Origin of the sequence: Microtetraspora fusca (genome assembly GCF_001570365.1) — a bacterium.
Classification (GTDB): domain Bacteria; phylum Actinomycetota; class Actinomycetes; order Streptosporangiales; family Streptosporangiaceae; genus Microtetraspora; species Microtetraspora fusca.
On record NZ_BBYK01000052.1, the window covers coordinates 1 to 16,882 of the forward strand.

Annotated in this window: 14 protein-coding genes; all 14 read left to right on the plus strand. The window is 69.9% G+C overall.

The genetic code is table 11. The annotated features are described in order from the left end of the window. Positions 1-365: 365 nt before the first annotated feature. The 14 genes from AWQ68_RS21675 to rpmA all read left to right on the plus strand — a co-directional run bounded on the left by AWQ68_RS21675 (position 366) and on the right by rpmA (position 16,848). The gene (locus AWQ68_RS21675) at positions 366-1,649 is read left to right on the plus strand and encodes a bifunctional folylpolyglutamate synthase/dihydrofolate synthase (protein ID WP_066943296.1); all 1,284 of its coding nucleotides are present in this window, start codon (positions 366-368) and stop codon (positions 1,647-1,649) included. Beyond that, on the plus strand, positions 1,646-2,044 hold the full coding sequence (locus AWQ68_RS21680; RefSeq protein ID WP_245656027.1) for a DUF4233 domain-containing protein: 399 nt from the start codon (positions 1,646-1,648) through the stop codon (positions 2,042-2,044). The genes AWQ68_RS21675 and AWQ68_RS21680 overlap by 4 nt, the downstream gene beginning before the upstream one ends. An 11-nt stretch (positions 2,045-2,055) precedes the next feature. Continuing rightward, positions 2,056-3,582 (plus strand): hypothetical protein, encoded by a 1,527-nt coding sequence (locus AWQ68_RS21685; protein ID WP_066943028.1) that lies wholly within the window; start codon positions 2,056-2,058, stop codon positions 3,580-3,582. 117 nt (positions 3,583-3,699) lie between these two features. Next, complete coding sequence (gene ndk, locus AWQ68_RS21690; protein ID WP_066943030.1) at positions 3,700-4,110, plus strand: nucleoside-diphosphate kinase; 411 nt, start codon at positions 3,700-3,702, stop codon at positions 4,108-4,110. Between the two features lie 197 nt (positions 4,111-4,307). Further along, a complete protein-coding gene (locus tag AWQ68_RS21695) occupies positions 4,308-5,339 on the plus strand; it encodes a rod shape-determining protein (RefSeq protein ID WP_066943032.1) in 1,032 nt (343 codons plus the stop codon). 9 nt (positions 5,340-5,348) lie between these two features. Beyond that, entirely contained in the window at positions 5,349-6,470 is a 1,122-nt protein-coding gene (mreC, locus tag AWQ68_RS21700) for a rod shape-determining protein MreC (protein ID WP_084464266.1), read from the plus strand. A gap of 5 nt (positions 6,471-6,475) precedes the next feature. Continuing rightward, a complete protein-coding gene (gene mreD / locus AWQ68_RS21705; protein WP_084464267.1) occupies positions 6,476-6,979 on the plus strand; it encodes a rod shape-determining protein MreD in 504 nt (167 codons plus the stop codon). A gap of 13 nt (positions 6,980-6,992) precedes the next feature. Further along, on the plus strand, positions 6,993-9,053 hold the full coding sequence (gene mrdA / locus AWQ68_RS21710; protein WP_066943038.1) for a penicillin-binding protein 2: 2,061 nt from the start codon (positions 6,993-6,995) through the stop codon (positions 9,051-9,053). Continuing rightward, complete coding sequence (gene rodA, locus AWQ68_RS21715) at positions 9,050-10,222, plus strand: rod shape-determining protein RodA (protein WP_066943040.1); 1,173 nt, start codon at positions 9,050-9,052, stop codon at positions 10,220-10,222. Before mrdA ends, rodA begins: the two co-directional genes overlap by 4 nt. A gap of 61 nt (positions 10,223-10,283) precedes the next feature. Further along, on the plus strand, positions 10,284-12,206 hold the full coding sequence (locus tag AWQ68_RS21720) for a TIGR03960 family B12-binding radical SAM protein (RefSeq protein ID WP_066943042.1): 1,923 nt from the start codon (positions 10,284-10,286) through the stop codon (positions 12,204-12,206). Positions 12,207-12,325: 119 nt separating this feature from the next. Beyond that, positions 12,326-13,042, plus strand: a complete 717-nt coding sequence (locus tag AWQ68_RS21725) for a TIGR03936 family radical SAM-associated protein (RefSeq protein ID WP_245656028.1) — start codon at positions 12,326-12,328, stop codon at positions 13,040-13,042. A 103-nt stretch (positions 13,043-13,145) separates the two neighbouring features. Beyond that, positions 13,146-16,049: an Rne/Rng family ribonuclease gene (locus tag AWQ68_RS21730; RefSeq protein WP_084464268.1), complete on the plus strand. Its 2,904-nt coding sequence runs from the start codon at positions 13,146-13,148 to the stop codon at positions 16,047-16,049. Positions 16,050-16,237: 188 nt separating this feature from the next. After that, the gene (gene rplU / locus AWQ68_RS21735; RefSeq protein WP_061257313.1) at positions 16,238-16,552 is read left to right on the plus strand and encodes a 50S ribosomal protein L21; all 315 of its coding nucleotides are present in this window, start codon (positions 16,238-16,240) and stop codon (positions 16,550-16,552) included. 38 nt (positions 16,553-16,590) lie between these two features. After that, on the plus strand, positions 16,591-16,848 hold the full coding sequence (gene rpmA / locus AWQ68_RS21740; RefSeq protein ID WP_061257314.1) for a 50S ribosomal protein L27: 258 nt from the start codon (positions 16,591-16,593) through the stop codon (positions 16,846-16,848). The last annotated feature ends 34 nt before the right edge of the window (positions 16,849-16,882 follow it).

Consider the following 16,882-nt stretch of genomic DNA (forward strand, 5'->3'; position numbering starts at 1 on the left):
GGGCCTCAGCCATGCCCACCGTGGACGGGCATAGCCTCGCGTACCGCCTTCGGACCTTAGCCATGCGTACCGCCTACGGGCCTCAGCCATGCCCACCGTGGACGGGCATAGCCTCGCGGAGCGCCTAGGAGGCTCATCCACCGCAGCTCCTGTGACCCCAGACATGGCCAGAATCTGTGGGCCTCAGCACTGCGCCCCCTTCGGATCCCAGCATCGCGTTGAAGAACGTGAGCCAGCCCAGCGCACATGAGGAAACCCCATACAGGCCCTCGCGGCCTGCGGCGTCCGGGACGGTGGCGATCCGGGGCTGAGAGGGCTGACAGTAAGGTTGATGCGTGGAGTATCGAGAGGTCGAACAGGCCATCATGCGCAGGGGAGTCGAGTGGGAATTCGAGCCGACGCTCGACCGGATCACAGCCTTGGTGGAGCTGCTCGGTGACCCTCACAAGGCGTACCCGGTTGTGCATGTTGCCGGGACCAACGGCAAGACGAGCACCGCGCGCATGATCGAGGCGCTGCTCCGGGAGCGCAACCTTCGGGTCGGCCGGTTCACCAGCCCTCACCTGACCTCCATGCGTGAGCGCATCAGCGTCGACGGCGTGCCCCTCTCGGAGGAGCGGTTCACGGAGGTCTACGAGGACATCGCGCCGTACCTTGAGATGATCGACGCGAAGGTCGGGAAGCTCAGCTTCTTCGAAGTCCTCACCGCCATGGGGTTCGCCGCTTTCGCGGACACGCCGGTCGACGTCGCGGTGATCGAGACCGGCATGGGCGGCACCTGGGACGCGACCAACGTGGCCGACGGTACGGTCTCGGTGATCACGCCGATCTCGCTCGACCACACCGACTATCTCGGTCCGGACATCCCGACGATCGCGGGCGAGAAGGCCGGGATCATCAAGGCCAAGGCGACGACCATACTCTCGCAGCAGCCGCTCCCGGCGGCGGAGGTGCTGATGCGCCGCGCCGTGGAGGTGGGCGCGACGGTCGCACGCGAGGGGCTGGAGTTCGGCGTCCTGCATCGTGAGCTCGCCATGGGCGGCCAGCTTCTGCAGTTGAAGGGTCTGAAGGGCGTGTACGAGGAGGTCTTCCTCCCTCTGTACGGCGCGCACCAGGCGAGCAACGCGGCGAGCGCGCTGGCCGCGGTGGAGACGCTGACCGCGGGTGAGGATCCGCTCGGCGACGAGCTCGTGCGGCAGGCGTTCGCCCAGGTGACCAGCCCGGGCCGGCTGGAGGTGGTGCGGCGCGGGCCGACGGTGGTCCTCGACGCGGCGCACAACCCCGGGGGCATGGAGGCGACGGTCGAGGCGATCTCGGAGTCGTTCGGCTTCACCAGGCTCATCGCCGTGGTGGCGGTGATGGCGGACAAGGACGTCGACACGATCCTGGAGCTCCTCGAACCCATCGTCGAGGAGGTCGTGGTGACGAGGAATACCTCACCGCGATCCATGTCGCCGGAGGATCTCGCGGCGAGGGCGGAGAGCGTCTTCGGGGCGGACCGGGTCCAGGAGGTGGCGCGGCTGGACGACGCCATCGACGTGGCGATCGGTCTGGCGGACCAGGGTGACGAGTTCGGCTCAGGTGTGCTGATCACCGGGTCCGTCGTGACGGTCGGCGACGCCCGTGTCCTTCTCAAGGCGGACCGATGAGCCAGAGCGAGGCGATGACCCGAGGCGGAGCGATGAGCGGCGGACGCGGCGAGGGCAGGTTCGAGGTGACCCCGGGGATGCGCCGGCTGGGCGCCAGCGTGCTCGGGATGGAGGCGATCGTCGTCGCGCTGTTCACCCCGGTCGCGATCGCGGTGGCGCACGTCGACACCACGGTGGCCGTGACCGTGGGCATCGGCCTGGCGGTGTTGTGCGTGCTGGCCGCGGGCATGCTGAAGCGGCCCGCCGGCTACATCATGGGCAGCGTCGTGCAACTTCTGGCGATCGCCACCGGGTTCCTGGTCACGACGATGTTCGTCCTGGGCGTGATCTTCGCGGCCTTGTGGATAACAGCGATATTCGTCGCTCGCCGTGTCGAAGGAGCGACGAAGCGCTAAAGTCGGCCACCATGGCCGTCCCCCCGATTCCCCAGGCCCGGGCCGCCGTGCCGGTTCGAGCCGTACGCGTTCCCCTGATGCTCGACCTTGTGGTCGGGCTCCTCGTCGCGGTCGCGTTGCCGCTGGCGATCGTCGCCATCCCGAACACCATCTCCGTCGTGGCCGCGCTGCTGCCGCCGGACGCCTCGCAGATCGCCATGACGCGGGCGCACGGCTTGGCGCTGCCGGTCATGCTGTTGACCGTGCCGCTCGCGTCGGTCGCGGTACGGCGGTTCCGTTCCGCGCCGATCCTGGTCGTGGGGCTCACCTTGCTCGCCGCGGCGGACGCTGCGGGCGGGTACGCGGGGTCGGCCGTCATGGTCGGCGTGTTGCGCGTCCTGCACGGCGTCGGCGCGGGCCTGCTGCTGCCCGCGACCCTCGTGGCCGTGTGGGAGCGTCCGCGACGCAGGTTCCTGCTGCCTCTGTGGGCGGGAACGCTCGCCGCGAGCCTGGCCGGGGCGCAGGCGCTCGCGTTGTGGCCGCTGGCCAAGGCGACCGCCTGGCAGGTCACCCTCCAGCCCTATCCGCTGCTCACCGGTGTCGCGCTGGCGCTCGCCGCGGTGTACCTGGTGCTCTGGATCGTGTCCAGGGACGGCGCCGACGCGGACCGGGCGGAGAGTGACGCCGAGGGGACGTCGGCGTCGGAGCGGAGCCGGCTGGGGCTGGCCGCCGTCCCCGCGGCGGGCATCGCCGTACTGGCCGTCGGGACGACGTTCGACTGGCCGCCGGTCCTCGTCATCGCCGCGGCGGCGGTCGCGGTGGTGGCGATGCTGGGTCTGGGCGCGGTCGCCGCGTTCGAGGGGCCCGGCGGAAGGACGCTCGCCTTCACCGGCGTCGCCGTCGGCCTGGTGGTCCTGCCGACCGCGGCCCAGACGACGTACGTGGAGATGGGCGGGGTCCGTGGAGGGCCGGGGCTCTCCGGGCTGTGGCTGCCCTTCACACTCGCCGCCGTCGTCGCACTGGCCGCCGCATACCTTGTCGGTGCCGTGGCGGAGGAGCGGGCCGGGAAGTTCGTCGGGGCCGGTCTGGTCGCGGTGGTGGCCGGTCTGTCCGCGATCAGGCTGATCGCGCCGACCTCGGACGGCCTGCTACTCGTGGTGCCGTTCGCGCTGCTCGCCGGGGGCTCCGCCGTCGCGCTGGTCGCCGCGCTGCGCCCGGTGCGGATCGGTACGGCGCTGCTCGGCCTGTCCCTGTGCTTCCCCGCCGTACTCGCGGGTTTCCTGCTCGGGACGGGTGTCCAGCTCACCCACCTGCAGGATGTGGCGCGGTCCGGCGACCCGACGAAGCCGGAGCTGATCGCGCAGGCGTTCGTCGACGCGCTGTGGACGTGGGCCCTGGTGGGCGGGTTCGCGGTCGTGGGCATCATCGTGATCGCGTCCTGGCTGGGGCGGCGGGAGCCCGTCCCCTCACGCCGGGGCCGGGCCGTGCTGGTCCCGTCGCCCACCCCTTCTCCGGAGGAGGAGACCGGGGATAACGGGGAAACCTTCTCAGACCGGTAAGCTGCGGGATGCACGGAGCACCCGAGCGAGCGCGGCCATGAGCACGCTCTGCTGCGGAGAGCCGCCTTTCCCGGCCGTCATCGAGAACGGCTGAAGATCACAACAGAGGAGATTCTCGTGTCGGAGCGCACGCTGGTCCTGATCAAGCCGGACGGTGTCCGTCGTGGCCTCATCGGTGACGTCATCGGCCGCATCGAGCGCAAGGGCCTCAAGATCGTGGCGATGGACCTGCGCACGCTTGACGCCGAGACCGCCAAGACGCACTACGCCGAGCACGCCGAGCGCCCGTTCTTCGGTGAGCTGGTGGAGTTCATCACGTCCGCGCCGCTTGTCGCGCTTGTGGCGGAAGGTCCGCGGGCCGTCGAGGCGTTCCGCGCGCTGGCCGGTCTGACCGACCCGGTGAAGTCGGCCCCCGGAACGATCCGCGGCGACCACGCCCTGGAGATCGGCGAGAACGTCGTCCACGGGTCCGACTCGCCCGAGTCCGCCGCCCGCGAGATCAAGATCTTCTTCCCTGACCGCTTCTGAGCGCTCAGACCACAGGAGAGGCCCCGGCTCAAACCGGGGCCTCTCGTGTTTTCCCTGGTAGTGACGCTTTAGATGGTCGTGAGCCAGAAGATTTTCCAGGTAGCTGAAGGTCTCCATGTGCCGGGCGTTGGGTACAACAAGTTACGATTCGAGTGCGATGCGTTATCCCGCAAACCACCTGAAAGGCCTTCTTCAGCATGGGGAGCAAGCTGGCATTCCTGGGCCGTGACATGGCGGTTGACCTCGGCACGGCGAACACTCTCATCTACGTCCGAGGGCGCGGCATCGTTCTGAACGAGCCGTCCGTCGTAGCACTCAACAACTCCACCGGCAAGATCGTCGCGGTGGGGATCGAGGCGAAACGGATGATCGGGCGAACACCCGGCAACATCATCGCCGTACGTCCCCTGCGTGACGGGGTGATCGCCGACTTCGACATCACCGAACGCATGCTGAGGTACTTCATCCAGCGGGTCCACAAGCGCCAGCGGTTCGCGAAGCCGCGGATCATCGTCGCGGTGCCCAGCGGCATCACCGGTGTCGAGCAGCGGGCCGTCAAGGAAGCCGGTTACCAGGCGGGAGCCCGCCGGGTCTACATCGTCGAGGAGCCCATGGCGGCGGCGATCGGGGCCGGGCTTCCGGTCCACGAGCCGACCGGCAACATGGTGGTGGACATCGGCGGCGGCACCACCGAGGTCGCGATCATCTCGATGGGCGGCATCGTCACCTGCCAGTCGATCAGGGTCGGCGGCGACGAGCTCGACCGGGCGGTCGTGAGCTTCGCCAAGAAGGAATACTCCCTGATGCTCGGCGACCGGACCGCCGAGGAAGTGAAGATCGCCATCGGCTCGGCGTACGACGACCACGAGGAGATCCACGCGGAGATCCGCGGCCGGGATCTCGTCACGGGGCTCCCCAAGACCGTCGTGATCTCGGCGCAGGAGATTCGCCGGGCGACCGCCGAGCAGGTCAACGCGATCGTCGACGCGGTGAAGACCACCCTCGACCAGTGCCCGCCGGAGCTGTCGGGCGATCTCATGGACCGGGGGATCGCGCTCACCGGTGGCGGCGCCCTGCTCAAGGGCATGGAGGAGCGGCTACGGGACGAGACCGGCATGCCGGTGCACCTCGTGGACAACGCCCTCGACTCGGTGGCACTCGGGTCAGGCAGATGCGTGGAGGACTTCGAAGCGCTCCAGCAGGTCTTGGTGCCGGAACCCCGTCACTAAGGGGGCGTGATGAGAAACTCCCGCCGCACCCGTCTGATCCTCGGAATCCTCCTTGCTGCGGCTCTGGTGCTGATCACCGTCGGGCATCGCGGTGGCGACTCGTCGGTCGCGGGGCCGCTGAGGCAGATCGCGTCCTCGGTGTTCGGCACGGCCGAGCAGGCGAGCACGAAGGTGACGGCGCCGGTCTCGAGGTTCTTCTCGATGCTGACCGGCGCCCCCGGCGCCCAGCAGCGCATCGACGGGCTGAGAAAGGAGAACGCTCAGCTCAGGAGCAGGCTTGCCGCCGCCGAATTGGACAAGGGCAGGTCCAAGGAGCTCGACCGGATGCTCGGGCTCTCCGGCCTCGGCCGCTACCGGGTCGTCCCGGCGCAGGTGATCGCGCGCCGGCACACCGCCGGCCTGGAGGACAACGTGGAGATCGACGTCGGCTCTCGGGACGGCGTGCGCCGGGACATGACCGTCCTGAACGGTGACGGCCTGGTGGGGAGGGTGGTCCGAACGGGGCCGAGCACCTCGACCGTCATCCTCCTCACCGATCCCGGCTCCGCGGCGGGCGCCCGCCTGGAGGGCGGCAACGAGCTCGGCGTCGTCAACGGCCTCGGCGGCAATGGCAAGTACGGCGACCTGATCCGGCTGCGCTTGCTCGACTCCACCGTGCCGTTGAAGAAGGGCCGGCGGATCGTCTCCTTCGGCTCCCAGAACGGCACGCCGTACGTGCCGGGTGTGCCGATCGGCGAGATCGAGCGGGTCGTGGTGACGCCGGGCGAGCTCACCCGGACCGCCTACGCGCGGCCGTACGCGAACTTCGCCTCGCTCGACGTCGTGGGCGTGGTGGTGCGGGCGCCCGATCGCGACCCGCGTGACGCGGTCCTGCCCGATCAGCCGGCCAAGGCCAACCCCGGCAAGAAGGACCAGGCCAAGGATCACAAGGGCAAGTCCAAGGATCGTGAGAAGCGGCAGGGGGACGCCAGGGACGCGTCCGGGGCCGTCCAGGAGCTGGGCCAGGCCGCCCAGCATGACCGGGCGGCCCGGCCGGACCGGGCCGGCGGGCCGGACCGGGCCGGCGGGCCGGACGGCGGCGCGGCTCCGCGTCGGGCGGACACACCGGGGCAGGCCGAGGAGAGGGACTGATCGGCATGGCGCGTAACCTGCTCGCCGCGTTTCTCGTCTTCGTCGCCCTGGTCGTGCAGGTGACGATCCTGAACCGGTTGCCCGTCATGGTGGTTCCCGACCTGGTCCTGCTGGTCGTGATCGCTCTGGCCGTGATCAGGGGCCCGCTCGACGGCGCCGTCATCGGGTTCTTCGCCGGTCTCGCCATCGACATTCTGCCGCCCGCGGGGGACGTGCTCGGCCAGTACACCCTGGTCATGTGCGTCGTCGGCTTCGTGGCGGGGAAGCTGGGCGAGCACGTGCCGCTGGTCGCCGGCGTTCTGTGCGCGGTGCTCGCCCCGGCCTTCACGGTCGCGGTGGGGGGCCTGGTCACGGACGACGGCGTCGGCTGGACCTACATCCGAACCGTGTGGCCGTGGGTGGCGCTGTGCAACCTGGTCGCCGCCCCGGTCGTGTTGTGGGCGGTGCGGCGGCTGCACCGCGAGCGGGGGCGGCAGCCCGTACTGGTGCCGAGCTGGAGGCGGATATGAGCGAGGGGGCCGCATGACCAGGATGCACACGCGGTTGATCGTCCTTCAGATCGTGGTCGTTTCCTTGATCGTGATCCTTGTCGTACGGCTCTGGCAGGTCCAGGTGGTACGCGGGAGGGAGTTCGTGGCGGTCGCGACCGAGACCCGTACCCGTGACGTGGTGGTGCCGGCGTTGCGCGGGCAGATCCTCGACGCCACGGGCCGGCCGCTGGTGCGCAACAGCACCAGCCTGGTGGTCTCCGTTGATCGGACCACGTTGGAGCGGCTGCCCGACGGAGGCACCGCCGTGCTGGCCCGGCTGAGCAAGGTGCTCGGCGTGTCGCCGGAGAAGCTCAAGCAGCAGATCCGCGCCTGCGGCCCGGGGGTGTCGCGGCCGTGCTGGCCGGGCTCGCCGTACCAGCCGATCCCGGTGGCGACCCGGGTTCCGCAGCGGCAGGCGCTGCAGATCGTGGAACGGCAGGAGGACTTCCCCGGCGTCACGGCGGAGATCCAGGCGATCCGCGACTACCCCGGAGGGAAGGACGCGGCCCAGGTTCTCGGGTACCTCCAGCCGGTCACCCAGAGCGAACTGGAGAAGCGCGAGGGCCTCAAGGCCAGTTTCTCCGGCGTCGACCTGGTCGGCCGCGACGGCCTGGAGGCCGTGTACGACGCCGACCTGCGGGGCCAGGCGGGTCTGCGGCGCGTCCAGGTGGACCGGATGGGCAAGCAGCTCGCGGTCGACCAGCAGCGCTCGCCGGTGACCGGAGACACGCTGGTCACCAGCATCGACACGCGGGTCCAGGGCATCGTCGAGAAGGCGCTGTCCGACGCGGTGAAGAGCGTGGGGTCCGACGGAGGCGCGGCCGTGGTGCTCGACGTCAAGACCGGCCGGGTCGTCGCGATGGCCAGCATGCCGACGTACGACCCGGCCGTGTGGGTCGGGGGCATCGCCGAGCGCGACTATCAGCACCTGCTGTCGAAGAAGTCCGGCAAGCCGCTGGTGTCGCGGGTGACCAACGGCACCTTCGCTCCGGGATCGACCTTCAAGATCTCCTCGGTTTCGGCGATGGTCGCGGACGGATCGCCGCTGCACGGGACGTATGAGTGCCCGAGTTCGTACAACGTCGCCGGCCGCGCGTTCGGCAACGCCGGAGGCATGAGCCTGGGCGCCATCTCGCTGCACACCGCGCTGGTGAAGTCGTGCGACACGGTCTTCTACCGGGCCGGGTACGAGGAGTGGCTGCGCGACGGCGGCAACAAGCCGAAGGGCAAGGTCAAGGAGCCGATGCCGAACATGGCCCGCGCCTACGGGTTCGGCAAGCGGACGGGCATCGATCTGCCGGGCGAGTCCCCGGGCCTCATCCCCGACCGCTCCTGGAAGTTGAACCTGTGGAAGGCCACCAAGGACGAGAACTGCCGGCGGGCGAAGACCGGCTTCCCCGAGATCAAGGATGAGGGACGAGCGGCGTTCGCCAAGCGGCTCGCCAACGAGAACTGCCTCGAGGGCGACATCTTCCACGCGTACGAAGCGGCCAACTTCTCCATCGGTCAGGGCGACGTGCTCGTCACCCCGCTCCAGCTCGCCAGGGCGTACGCCGCGCTCGTCGGAGACGGCAAGGTCCGCAGCCCGCGGGTCGGCTGGGCGCTGTACCGCCCCGACGGCACGCTGGACAAGGAGATCAAGGTGCCGGTCGTCGGGAAGCTGCCGATCAACAAGGAGACCCGCGACTACATCCGCAAGGCGCTGAGCGAGGTGACGTCGGACGGCACCGCGGCCGGCGCGTTCAGAGGCTTCCCGATGAACGAGGTGCGGATCGGCGGCAAGACCGGTACCGCCGAGGTGTGGGGTAAGCGGGACACCTCCTGGTTCGCCTCCTTCGCTCCGGCCGAGAACCCGCGATTCGTGACCGTGGTCATGGTGTCGCAGGGCGGTTTCGGCGCGGAGACCGCCGCCCCGGCGGCGAGGAAGATCTGGGAGGGCATCTACGGCCTGGGCAAGGACGACAACGGCAAGGCACGGAAGGCCGCGTTGCCCTCCGGTCACCCCGTGGAGCGCCTTCCGGTCATCAGGCGGGATGGGACGGTCGCGCGATGATCCAGCAGGCGACCCTCCGGAGGCGATCGTTCGCGAGCCGCGCGGTGGGCCAGGGATCGCCGGTCCGGCGGATGGACGGCCTCATGATGCTCGCGATCGCGGCGCTGGCCGTCATCGGGACGCTCCTGGTCTGGTCGTCCACCCGGACCTGGATGTCCGTCCAGCCGACGGCGATGGCCAAGAAGCACGTGCTCAACATCCTCATCGGCCTGGCGCTGTTCCTCGCGGTCGCAATGGTTGACTACCGCCGGCTGAAGACCGCCGCCCCCGGGATATTCATCGCGGCGCTCATCGGGTTGTTGCTGGTCATCACGCCGATGGGAGCGACGATCAACGGGCACCACTCGTGGATCGCGCTCGGTGGTGGCTTCGCCGTACAGCCGGCCGAGCTGGCCAAGCCGGCGCTCGTGCTGATCCTGGCGCGGTTCCTCGTCAAGCCCGCGGAGAAGACGGGGCGGCCGAGGCTGGCCAGTGTGGCCCTCTGCCTCGGCGCCACGGGGCTCACCGCCGCGCTGGTGATGCTGGAGCCGGACCTCGGCACCACCATGGTCCTCCTGGTCACCACCGGGGGGACCCTGGTGCTGGCGGGGGTGCGCAAGCGCTGGATCATGGTGTTCTTCCTCCTCGGGGGCGCGGTGGCGGCAGCGGTGTGGTCCCTGGGGTTGCTGAAGCCGTACCAGGTGGCGCGATTCACCGCCTTGATCAACCCGGCGAGCGACCCGCGAGGGGTCGGCTACAACAGCACGCAGGCGCTCGTCGCCATCGGTTCGGGCGAGATCTTCGGGAAGGGCCTGTTCCACGGCGGGCAGACCACCGGCCGGTTCGTGCCGGAGCAGCACACCGACTTCATCTTCACGGTCGCGGGAGAGGAGCTCGGCTTCCTCGGCTCGGTCACCGTGGTCCTCCTGCTCGGCGTCGTGCTGCTGCGCGCCGTACGCATCGCGCGTCAGTGCGACGACAGGTTCGGAGCGCTGGTGGCGGGGGGCATCGTCTGCTGGTTCGCCTTCCAGAGCTTCGTCAACGTCGGGATGACCATCGGGATCATGCCGATCACGGGCATCCCCCTTCCCTTCGTCTCCTACGGAGGCACGGCCATGTTCGCGAACATGATGGCCGTGGGCATGTTGCAGGCCATCCGCATCCGCGGTTACGGCAGGCGCGCGGCGTAGCCGTGGCCAGGCTGTGGACGACGGATTTGGAGCGCCTTTTGAAGCGGATACGCTTGGGCCTATGTCTGTCGAGTCACTGTTTCCTCGCCTGGAGCCGCTGCTGCCCAAGGTGCAGAAGCCGATCCAGTACGTCGGGGGTGAGCTCAACTCGACGGTCAAGGACTGGGACGAGGCGAGCGTCCGATGGGCTCTCATGTACCCGGACGCCTACGAGATCGGCCTGCCCAACCAGGGCGTGCAGATCCTCTACGAGATCCTCAACGAGCTGCCCGACACGATGGCCGAGCGGACGTACGCGGTCTGGCCCGACCTCGAGGCGCTCATGCGGTCCGAAGGCGTGCCCCAGTTCACCGTCGACGCTCACCGCCCGGTTCGCGCTTTCGACGTCCTCGGGGTGTCCTTCTCCACCGAGCTCGGATACACCAACCTGCTGACCGCGCTCGACCTGGCGGGCATCCCGCTCGACGCGGTCGACCGGACGGACGAGGACCCGATCGTGCTGGCCGGAGGCCATGCCGCGTTCAACCCCGAGCCCATCGCCGACTTCCTCGACGCCGCCGTTCTCGGTGACGGAGAGCAGATCGCGATCGCGATCTCCGAGGTCATCCGCGAGTGGAAGGAGGAGGGGTCGCCGGGCGGCCGCGACGAGGTGCTCATGCGCCTCGCCTCCACGGGAGGCGTCTACGTCCCGAAGTTCTATGACGTCGAGTACCACCCCGACGGGCGCATCATGCGCGTCGTGCCGAACCGGCCCGGCGTGCCGTCGCGGATCTTCAAGCACACGGTGATGGACCTCGACGAGTGGCCCTACCCGAAGAAACCGCTCGTCCCGCTGGCCGAGACCGTCCACGAGCGGTTCAGTGTGGAGATCTTCCGCGGGTGCACCCGTGGCTGCCGCTTCTGTCAGGCCGGGATGATCACCCGTCCGGTGCGGGAGCGTTCGATCACCACGATCGGCGACATGGTGGAGAACGGCATCCGCGAGTCGGGCTTCAACGAGGTGGGGCTGCTGTCGCTGTCCAGCGCCGACCACTCCGAGATCGGCGACGTGGCCAAGGGCCTGGCCGACCGGTACGAGGGCACCAACACCTCGCTGTCGCTGCCGTCCACTCGGGTGGACGCGTTCAACATCGACCTGGCGAACGAGTTCTCCCGCAACGGCCGGCGCTCCGGGCTGACCTTCGCTCCGGAGGGCGGCTCCGAGCGGATGCGCAAGGTGATCAACAAGATGGTCACCGAGGAGGACCTGATCCGCACCGTCACCACGGCCTACAGCCAGGGGTGGCGGCAGGTGAAGCTGTACTTCATGTGCGGCCTTCCCACCGAGGAGGACGTGGACGTCCTCGGCATCGCCGACCTGGCCAAGAAGGTCATCCAGGCGGGCCGGGATGCCACCGGCTCCAAGGACGTGCGGTGCACCGTGTCGATCGGCGGGTTCGTGCCGAAGCCGCACACGCCGTTCCAGTGGGCCGCCCAGTGCGACCACGAGACGGTCGACCGCCGGCTGCGTGAGCTGCGCGACGCGCTGCGCGGCGACAAGGAATACGGCCGGGCCATCGGTTACCGCTACCACGACGGCAAGCCGTCCATCGTCGAGGGGCTGCTCTCGCGCGGCGACCGCCGCGTGGGCCGGGTCCTTCGGGCGGTCTGGGAGGACGGCGGCCGGTTCGACGGCTGGAGCGAGCACTTCTCCTACGAGCGCTGGATGCGCGCGGCCGAGAAGGCGCTGGCCGGCGAGCCCGTGGACGTCGAGTGGTACACCACCCGCGAGCGCGAGGAGCACGAGGTGCTCCCGTGGGACCACCTGGACGCGGGCCTGGACCGAGAGTGGCTCTGGCAGGACTGGCAGGACGCCAACAGCGACGTCGAGGTCGAGGACTGCCGCTGGACGCCCTGCTACGACTGCGGCGTCTGCCCCACGATGGGGACCGAGATCCAGATCGGCCCGACCGGCAAGAAGCTGCTGCCCCTCACCGTGGTCTGACAGGGGACTTCCGAGCGAGGTTATCCTGAAAGACGACGGACCGACATCGGAAGGACGACTTAACACTGAAACCCGTTCCTGATGGCCCCCCGCCCGCGCCCGTGGCGCAGCGCCTTCGCGTGCGCTACGCCAAGCGTGGCCGGCTGCGCTTCACCAGCCACCGCGACATCTCGCGTGCCGTCGAAAGGGCGGTACGGCGAGCCGACATCCCAGTGGCCTACAGCGCGGGGTTCAGCCCCCACCCGAAGATCTCTTATGCCGGCGCGGCCCCGACCGGGGTGGCGAGCGAGGCCGAGTACCTCGAGATCGGCGTGACCAGGCCGTGCGACCCGCACCGCCTGCGTGCCGACCTAGACGCCTCGCTGCCGCCCGGCCTGGACGTGCTCGACGTGGTCGAGGCACGCGACAGCGGCCTGGCCGACCGGCTGGAGGGCTCGATGTGGGAGCTGCTGCTGCCCGGGGTGGATCCCGAGGTGGCGGCCAAGGCGGTCGAGGAGTTCGTCGCCGCCGACCGCGTGGAGGTCGAACGCCTGACCAAGAAGGGTCTGCGGCGGTTCGACGCCCGCGAGGCGGTGCTGTCTCTGACCGTTCAGGACGGGCCGGAGAGAGCGGCAGGCCAGGAGCCTGATCGGCTGTGTGTCATACTTCGCATGGTCGTTCGGCACGCGACACCTGCGGTTCGACCCGACGACGTACTCACGGGACTGCGCCTTGTGGCGGGCCTCGCGCCGCTGTCACCCCCCGAGGTGACCAGGCTGGCGCAGGGGCCGCTCGACGCGACGACCGGTGAGCCCGCCGACCCGTTCGATTTCGATCGGGTGGGCGGAGACCGATAAGACTTGCCGCCGAGGCACCGAGAGGGAGCCCGGCGGACCGCGAGAGACGAGAGCTCCCGCGCGGCGCGGAGACGTGCCCGGGAGCTGACGGGAGAGCGCCCGCATGCTCGACAACGAGCCCAATGCCGGGGCTGTGAGCCTTGGCAGCGATACGACGACGACTGACAAGACGACAGGGGGGACGCGGAGCGGAGCCGGTGGCACCGCTCCCGCACGCCGTCGTTCGGCGAGCCGGCCCGCCGGCCCGCCGCCCGAGCCGGAGGACACGCCTCCTTCGGTGATCACCGTACCCGCCGCGGCGGCCGGTCCGGCACAGCCGGAGGCGACGCCGACGGAGGCCGAGCGGCCGGAAGCCGCCGCTTCGGAGGCGGCCCGGCCTGCCACGCCGGCGGAGCCGGAGGCCGCGCCGGCCTCCGAGGAGACGAAGCCCAAGCGGACGACCCGCCGCAAGACCGCCGCCAAGGCCACCGCCGCGGCGGAGGGGGCGGAGGAGGAGGCCGCGGCCAAGCCCGCGCGGCGCACCCGCACCCGTAAGGTCGCCGCCGAGCCCGTGGCCGACACGGCCGCGCAGCCCGCGGTCGAGACGCCCGCCGAGGGCGACGCCGGTACGGCCGGTGCCGAGGAGGCCCTGGCCCCCACGCGGCGACGCCGTACGCGCAAGGCGACGACAGAACGATCCAGCGCGATGACCGCGGCCGAGGCCGAGGTGGCCACCGCGATGTCGCTGGCGCTGCCGGACGAGGAGCCGCTGGACGAGGTCCCCGCCGAGGAGGCCGAGGGATCCGAGGACGTCGCCGGCGTCGAGACGGCGGAGACTCCCGAGGCGGCGGAGGCCGCCGAGGCCGAGGAAATCGAGGAAGAGGACCAGGCCGCGGAGGACACCGAGGTCCAGGGGCAGAGCCGCAACGTGGTGGCCGACCCGTTCGGGGTGCACGCCCAGCGTGTCATCGAGCCCCCGTCGCTGACGTTCCCGGCCCCGGCCGCCGTGTTCCAGCCGCTGTTCCAGGCGCCGGATCCCTTCGCCGTTCCGGTGATCCGCACCCAGCCGGCCGTACCCGCCGAGGAGGAAGAGGAGCGGGCCGAGGGCGCGGAGACCGAAGAGGACGCCGACCACGGCGAGGACGACGGCGAGGCCGGCGGCCGCCGCAGGAGGCGGCGCCGTGGGGGCCGCGGCCGCGGCGCCAAGCCCCGCGACGGCGAAGAGGCCGAGGAGAGCGAGGGCGCGCCCGCCGAGACGGCGGAGGAGCCTGAGGCCGAGGAGCAGCACGAGGCCGCCGAGGATGAGGGCGAGGCCGCGGGGTCGCGTCGCCGTCGCCGCCGTCGCCGGCGCGGCTCCGAAGAGGCCGAGGTCACGGTCGACGACCCGCCGAACACCGTCGTCCGCATCAGGGCGCCCCGCGCGACCCGGGCCACGTCCATGGACGAGGTCCAGGGCGTACGCGGCTCGACCCGGCTGGAGGCCAAGAAGCAGCGCCGCCGCGAGGGGCGCGAGCTGGGCCGCCGCCGTCCGCCGATCATCACCGAGTCGGAGTTCCTGGCCCGGCGCGAGTCGGTCGAGCGTGTCATGGTCGTGCGCCGCCAGTCCGGACGGACCCAGATCGCGGTCCTGGAGGACGGCATCCTCGTCGAGCACTACGTCGACCGGGAGGCGAGCCAGTCCTACGTCGGCAACGTCTACCTCGGCAAGGTGCAGAACGTCCTGCCCTCGATGGAGGCGGCGTTCATCGACATCGGCAAGGGCCGCAACGCCGTGCTGTACGCCGGTGAGGTCAACTTCGACACCGCCGGACTGGAAGGCCAGCCCAAGCGCATCGAGGCGGCGCTGAAGTCCGGGCAGTCGGTGCTGGTGCAGGTCACCAAGGACCCGATCGGGCACAAGGGCGCCCGGCTGACCTCGCAGATCAGCCTGCCCGGCCGCTACCTCGTGTACGTGCCGGACGGCTCGATGACGGGCATCTCGCGCAAGCTTCCCGACAAGGAGCGGACGCGGCTCAAGCAGATCCTGCGCAAGGTCATGCCCGAGAACGCGGGCGTGATCGTGCGTACCGCGGCCGAGGGGGCCTCGGAGGAGGAGCTCAGCCGCGACGTGGCCCGGCTGTCGGCGCAGTGGGAGAACATCCAGCGCAAGGCCAAGTCGGCCAGCCCGCCGGAGCTGCTCTCCGCCGAGCCCGACCTGACCATCCGCGTGGTCCGGGACGTGTTCAACGAGGACTTCGCCTCGCTGGTCGTCGAGGGCGACGACGTGTGGGAGACCGTGGACGAGTACGTTCAGTACGTCGCCCCGCACCTGGCCGACCGCCTGAAGAAGTGGGATGAGTCGGGAGACGTCTTCGCCAGCTACCGCGTGGACGAGCAGATCGCCAAGGCGATGGAGCGCAAGGTGTGGCTCCCATCCGGCGGCTCGCTGGTGATCGACCGGACCGAGGCGATGACCGTCGTCGACGTCAACACCGGGAAGTTCACCGGCCAGGGCGGCAACCTGGAGGAGACCGTCACCCGCAACAACCTGGAGGCGGCCGAGGAGATCGTCCGCCAGCTCAGGTTGCGGGACGTCGGTGGCATCATCGTCATCGACTTCATCGACATGGTGCTGGAGAGCAACCGCGACCTGGTGTTGCGGCGTCTGCTAGAGTGCCTGGCCCGGGACCGGACCAAGCACCAGGTGGCCGAGGTCACGTCGCTCGGACTGGTCCAGATGACCCGTAAGCGGGTCGGGCAGGGCCTGCTGGAGGCGTTCTCGACCCCCTGCGACTGCTGCCACGGCCGCGGCCTCATCATCTCGTCCGAGCCGGTCGAGGCGAAGCCGGAGCCGCGGGGTACGCAGGGCAAGATGGCCATCGAGAAGGCCGTCGCCGAGAAGCTCTCGGCCAATGAGGGGACGACGGCGGTCGCCGCGTCCGTCAACGGGAGGGACAGCGTCACCGACGCGCTCCACACCGACGACGACGCCATGGCCGGCCAGTCTCGGGGACCACGTCGCCGTTCCCGCAGGAAGACGGCAGAATAGGACTCCGTCTTTCCCGGCGTTCCGCCCGGTTCGACCTGGGTACCGGTAATCCGGTACCCTAGTCAACCGGTGCGCTCGGAGGCGCGCCTGGCTTCGCGCGCCTACCCCGGTTCGCCGGTCGTGTTATCGACAGCAGCCTGGATGCGGGGCGCAGCATCTAAGCATTTAGCCAGAAGAAGGGTTCCGCGGTGTACGCGATCGTTCGTTGCGGCGGCAGGCAGCAGAAGGTCTCCGTCGGGGACGTCCTCGAGGTGGACAAGGTCGCCGGTGAGGTCGGCTCGTCGGTGTCGCTGCCGGCGGTGCTCGTCGTCAACGACGGCGATGTCACCACCGACGCTGCCACGCTTGGCCGGTTCCAGGTGACCGCCGAGATCCTCGGCGAGACCAAGGGTCCGAAGATTCGGATCCTCAAGTACAAGAACAAGTCCGGCTACAAGAAGCGCCAGGGTCACCGTCAGCGGTACACCCAGGTCAAGGTCACCGGCATCAACCCCGGACAGTAAGGATTTCCCGGGGGATGTCCCCCGAAAGGGAGTGAATCATGGCACACAAGAAGGGCGCCTCGTCCACCCGGAACGGCCGCGACTCCAACGCTCAGCGTCTGGGTGTGAAGCGCTTCGGTGGTCAGCTTGTCAACGCCGGCGAGATCATCGTCCGCCAGCGCGGCACGCACTTCCACCCCGGTGACAACGTCGGCCGTGGCGGCGACGACACGCTGTTCGCCCTCGCGGCGGGCCACGTGCAGTTCGGCACCAAGCGCGGCCGGCGCGCGGTGAGCATCGTCCCGATCGCGGAGTGAATCCGCTCGGCAAACGGTTGTAGATGAGGCGGAT

What these genes read in the sequence shown, in the direction of transcription:
- AWQ68_RS21675 (WP_066943296.1), top strand. Translation starts at nt 366, where the DNA reads ATGCGCAGGGGAGTCGAGTGGGAATTCGAGCCGACGCTCGACCGGATC.
- AWQ68_RS21680 (WP_245656027.1), top strand. Translation starts at nt 1,646, where the DNA reads ATGAGCCAGAGCGAGGCGATGACCCGAGGCGGAGCGATGAGCGGCGGA.
- AWQ68_RS21685 (WP_066943028.1), top strand. Translation starts at nt 2,056, where the DNA reads ATGGCCGTCCCCCCGATTCCCCAGGCCCGGGCCGCCGTGCCGGTTCGA.
- AWQ68_RS21695 (WP_066943032.1), top strand. Translation starts at nt 4,308, where the DNA reads ATGGGGAGCAAGCTGGCATTCCTGGGCCGTGACATGGCGGTTGACCTC.
- mreC (WP_084464266.1), top strand. Translation starts at nt 5,349, where the DNA reads ATGAGAAACTCCCGCCGCACCCGTCTGATCCTCGGAATCCTCCTTGCT.
- mreD (WP_084464267.1), top strand. Translation starts at nt 6,476, where the DNA reads ATGGCGCGTAACCTGCTCGCCGCGTTTCTCGTCTTCGTCGCCCTGGTC.
- mrdA (WP_066943038.1), top strand. Translation starts at nt 6,993, where the DNA reads ATGACCAGGATGCACACGCGGTTGATCGTCCTTCAGATCGTGGTCGTT.
- rodA (WP_066943040.1), top strand. Translation starts at nt 9,050, where the DNA reads ATGATCCAGCAGGCGACCCTCCGGAGGCGATCGTTCGCGAGCCGCGCG.
- AWQ68_RS21720 (WP_066943042.1), top strand. Translation starts at nt 10,284, where the DNA reads ATGTCTGTCGAGTCACTGTTTCCTCGCCTGGAGCCGCTGCTGCCCAAG.
- AWQ68_RS21730 (WP_084464268.1), top strand. Translation starts at nt 13,146, where the DNA reads ATGCTCGACAACGAGCCCAATGCCGGGGCTGTGAGCCTTGGCAGCGAT.
- rpmA (WP_061257314.1), top strand. Translation starts at nt 16,591, where the DNA reads ATGGCACACAAGAAGGGCGCCTCGTCCACCCGGAACGGCCGCGACTCC.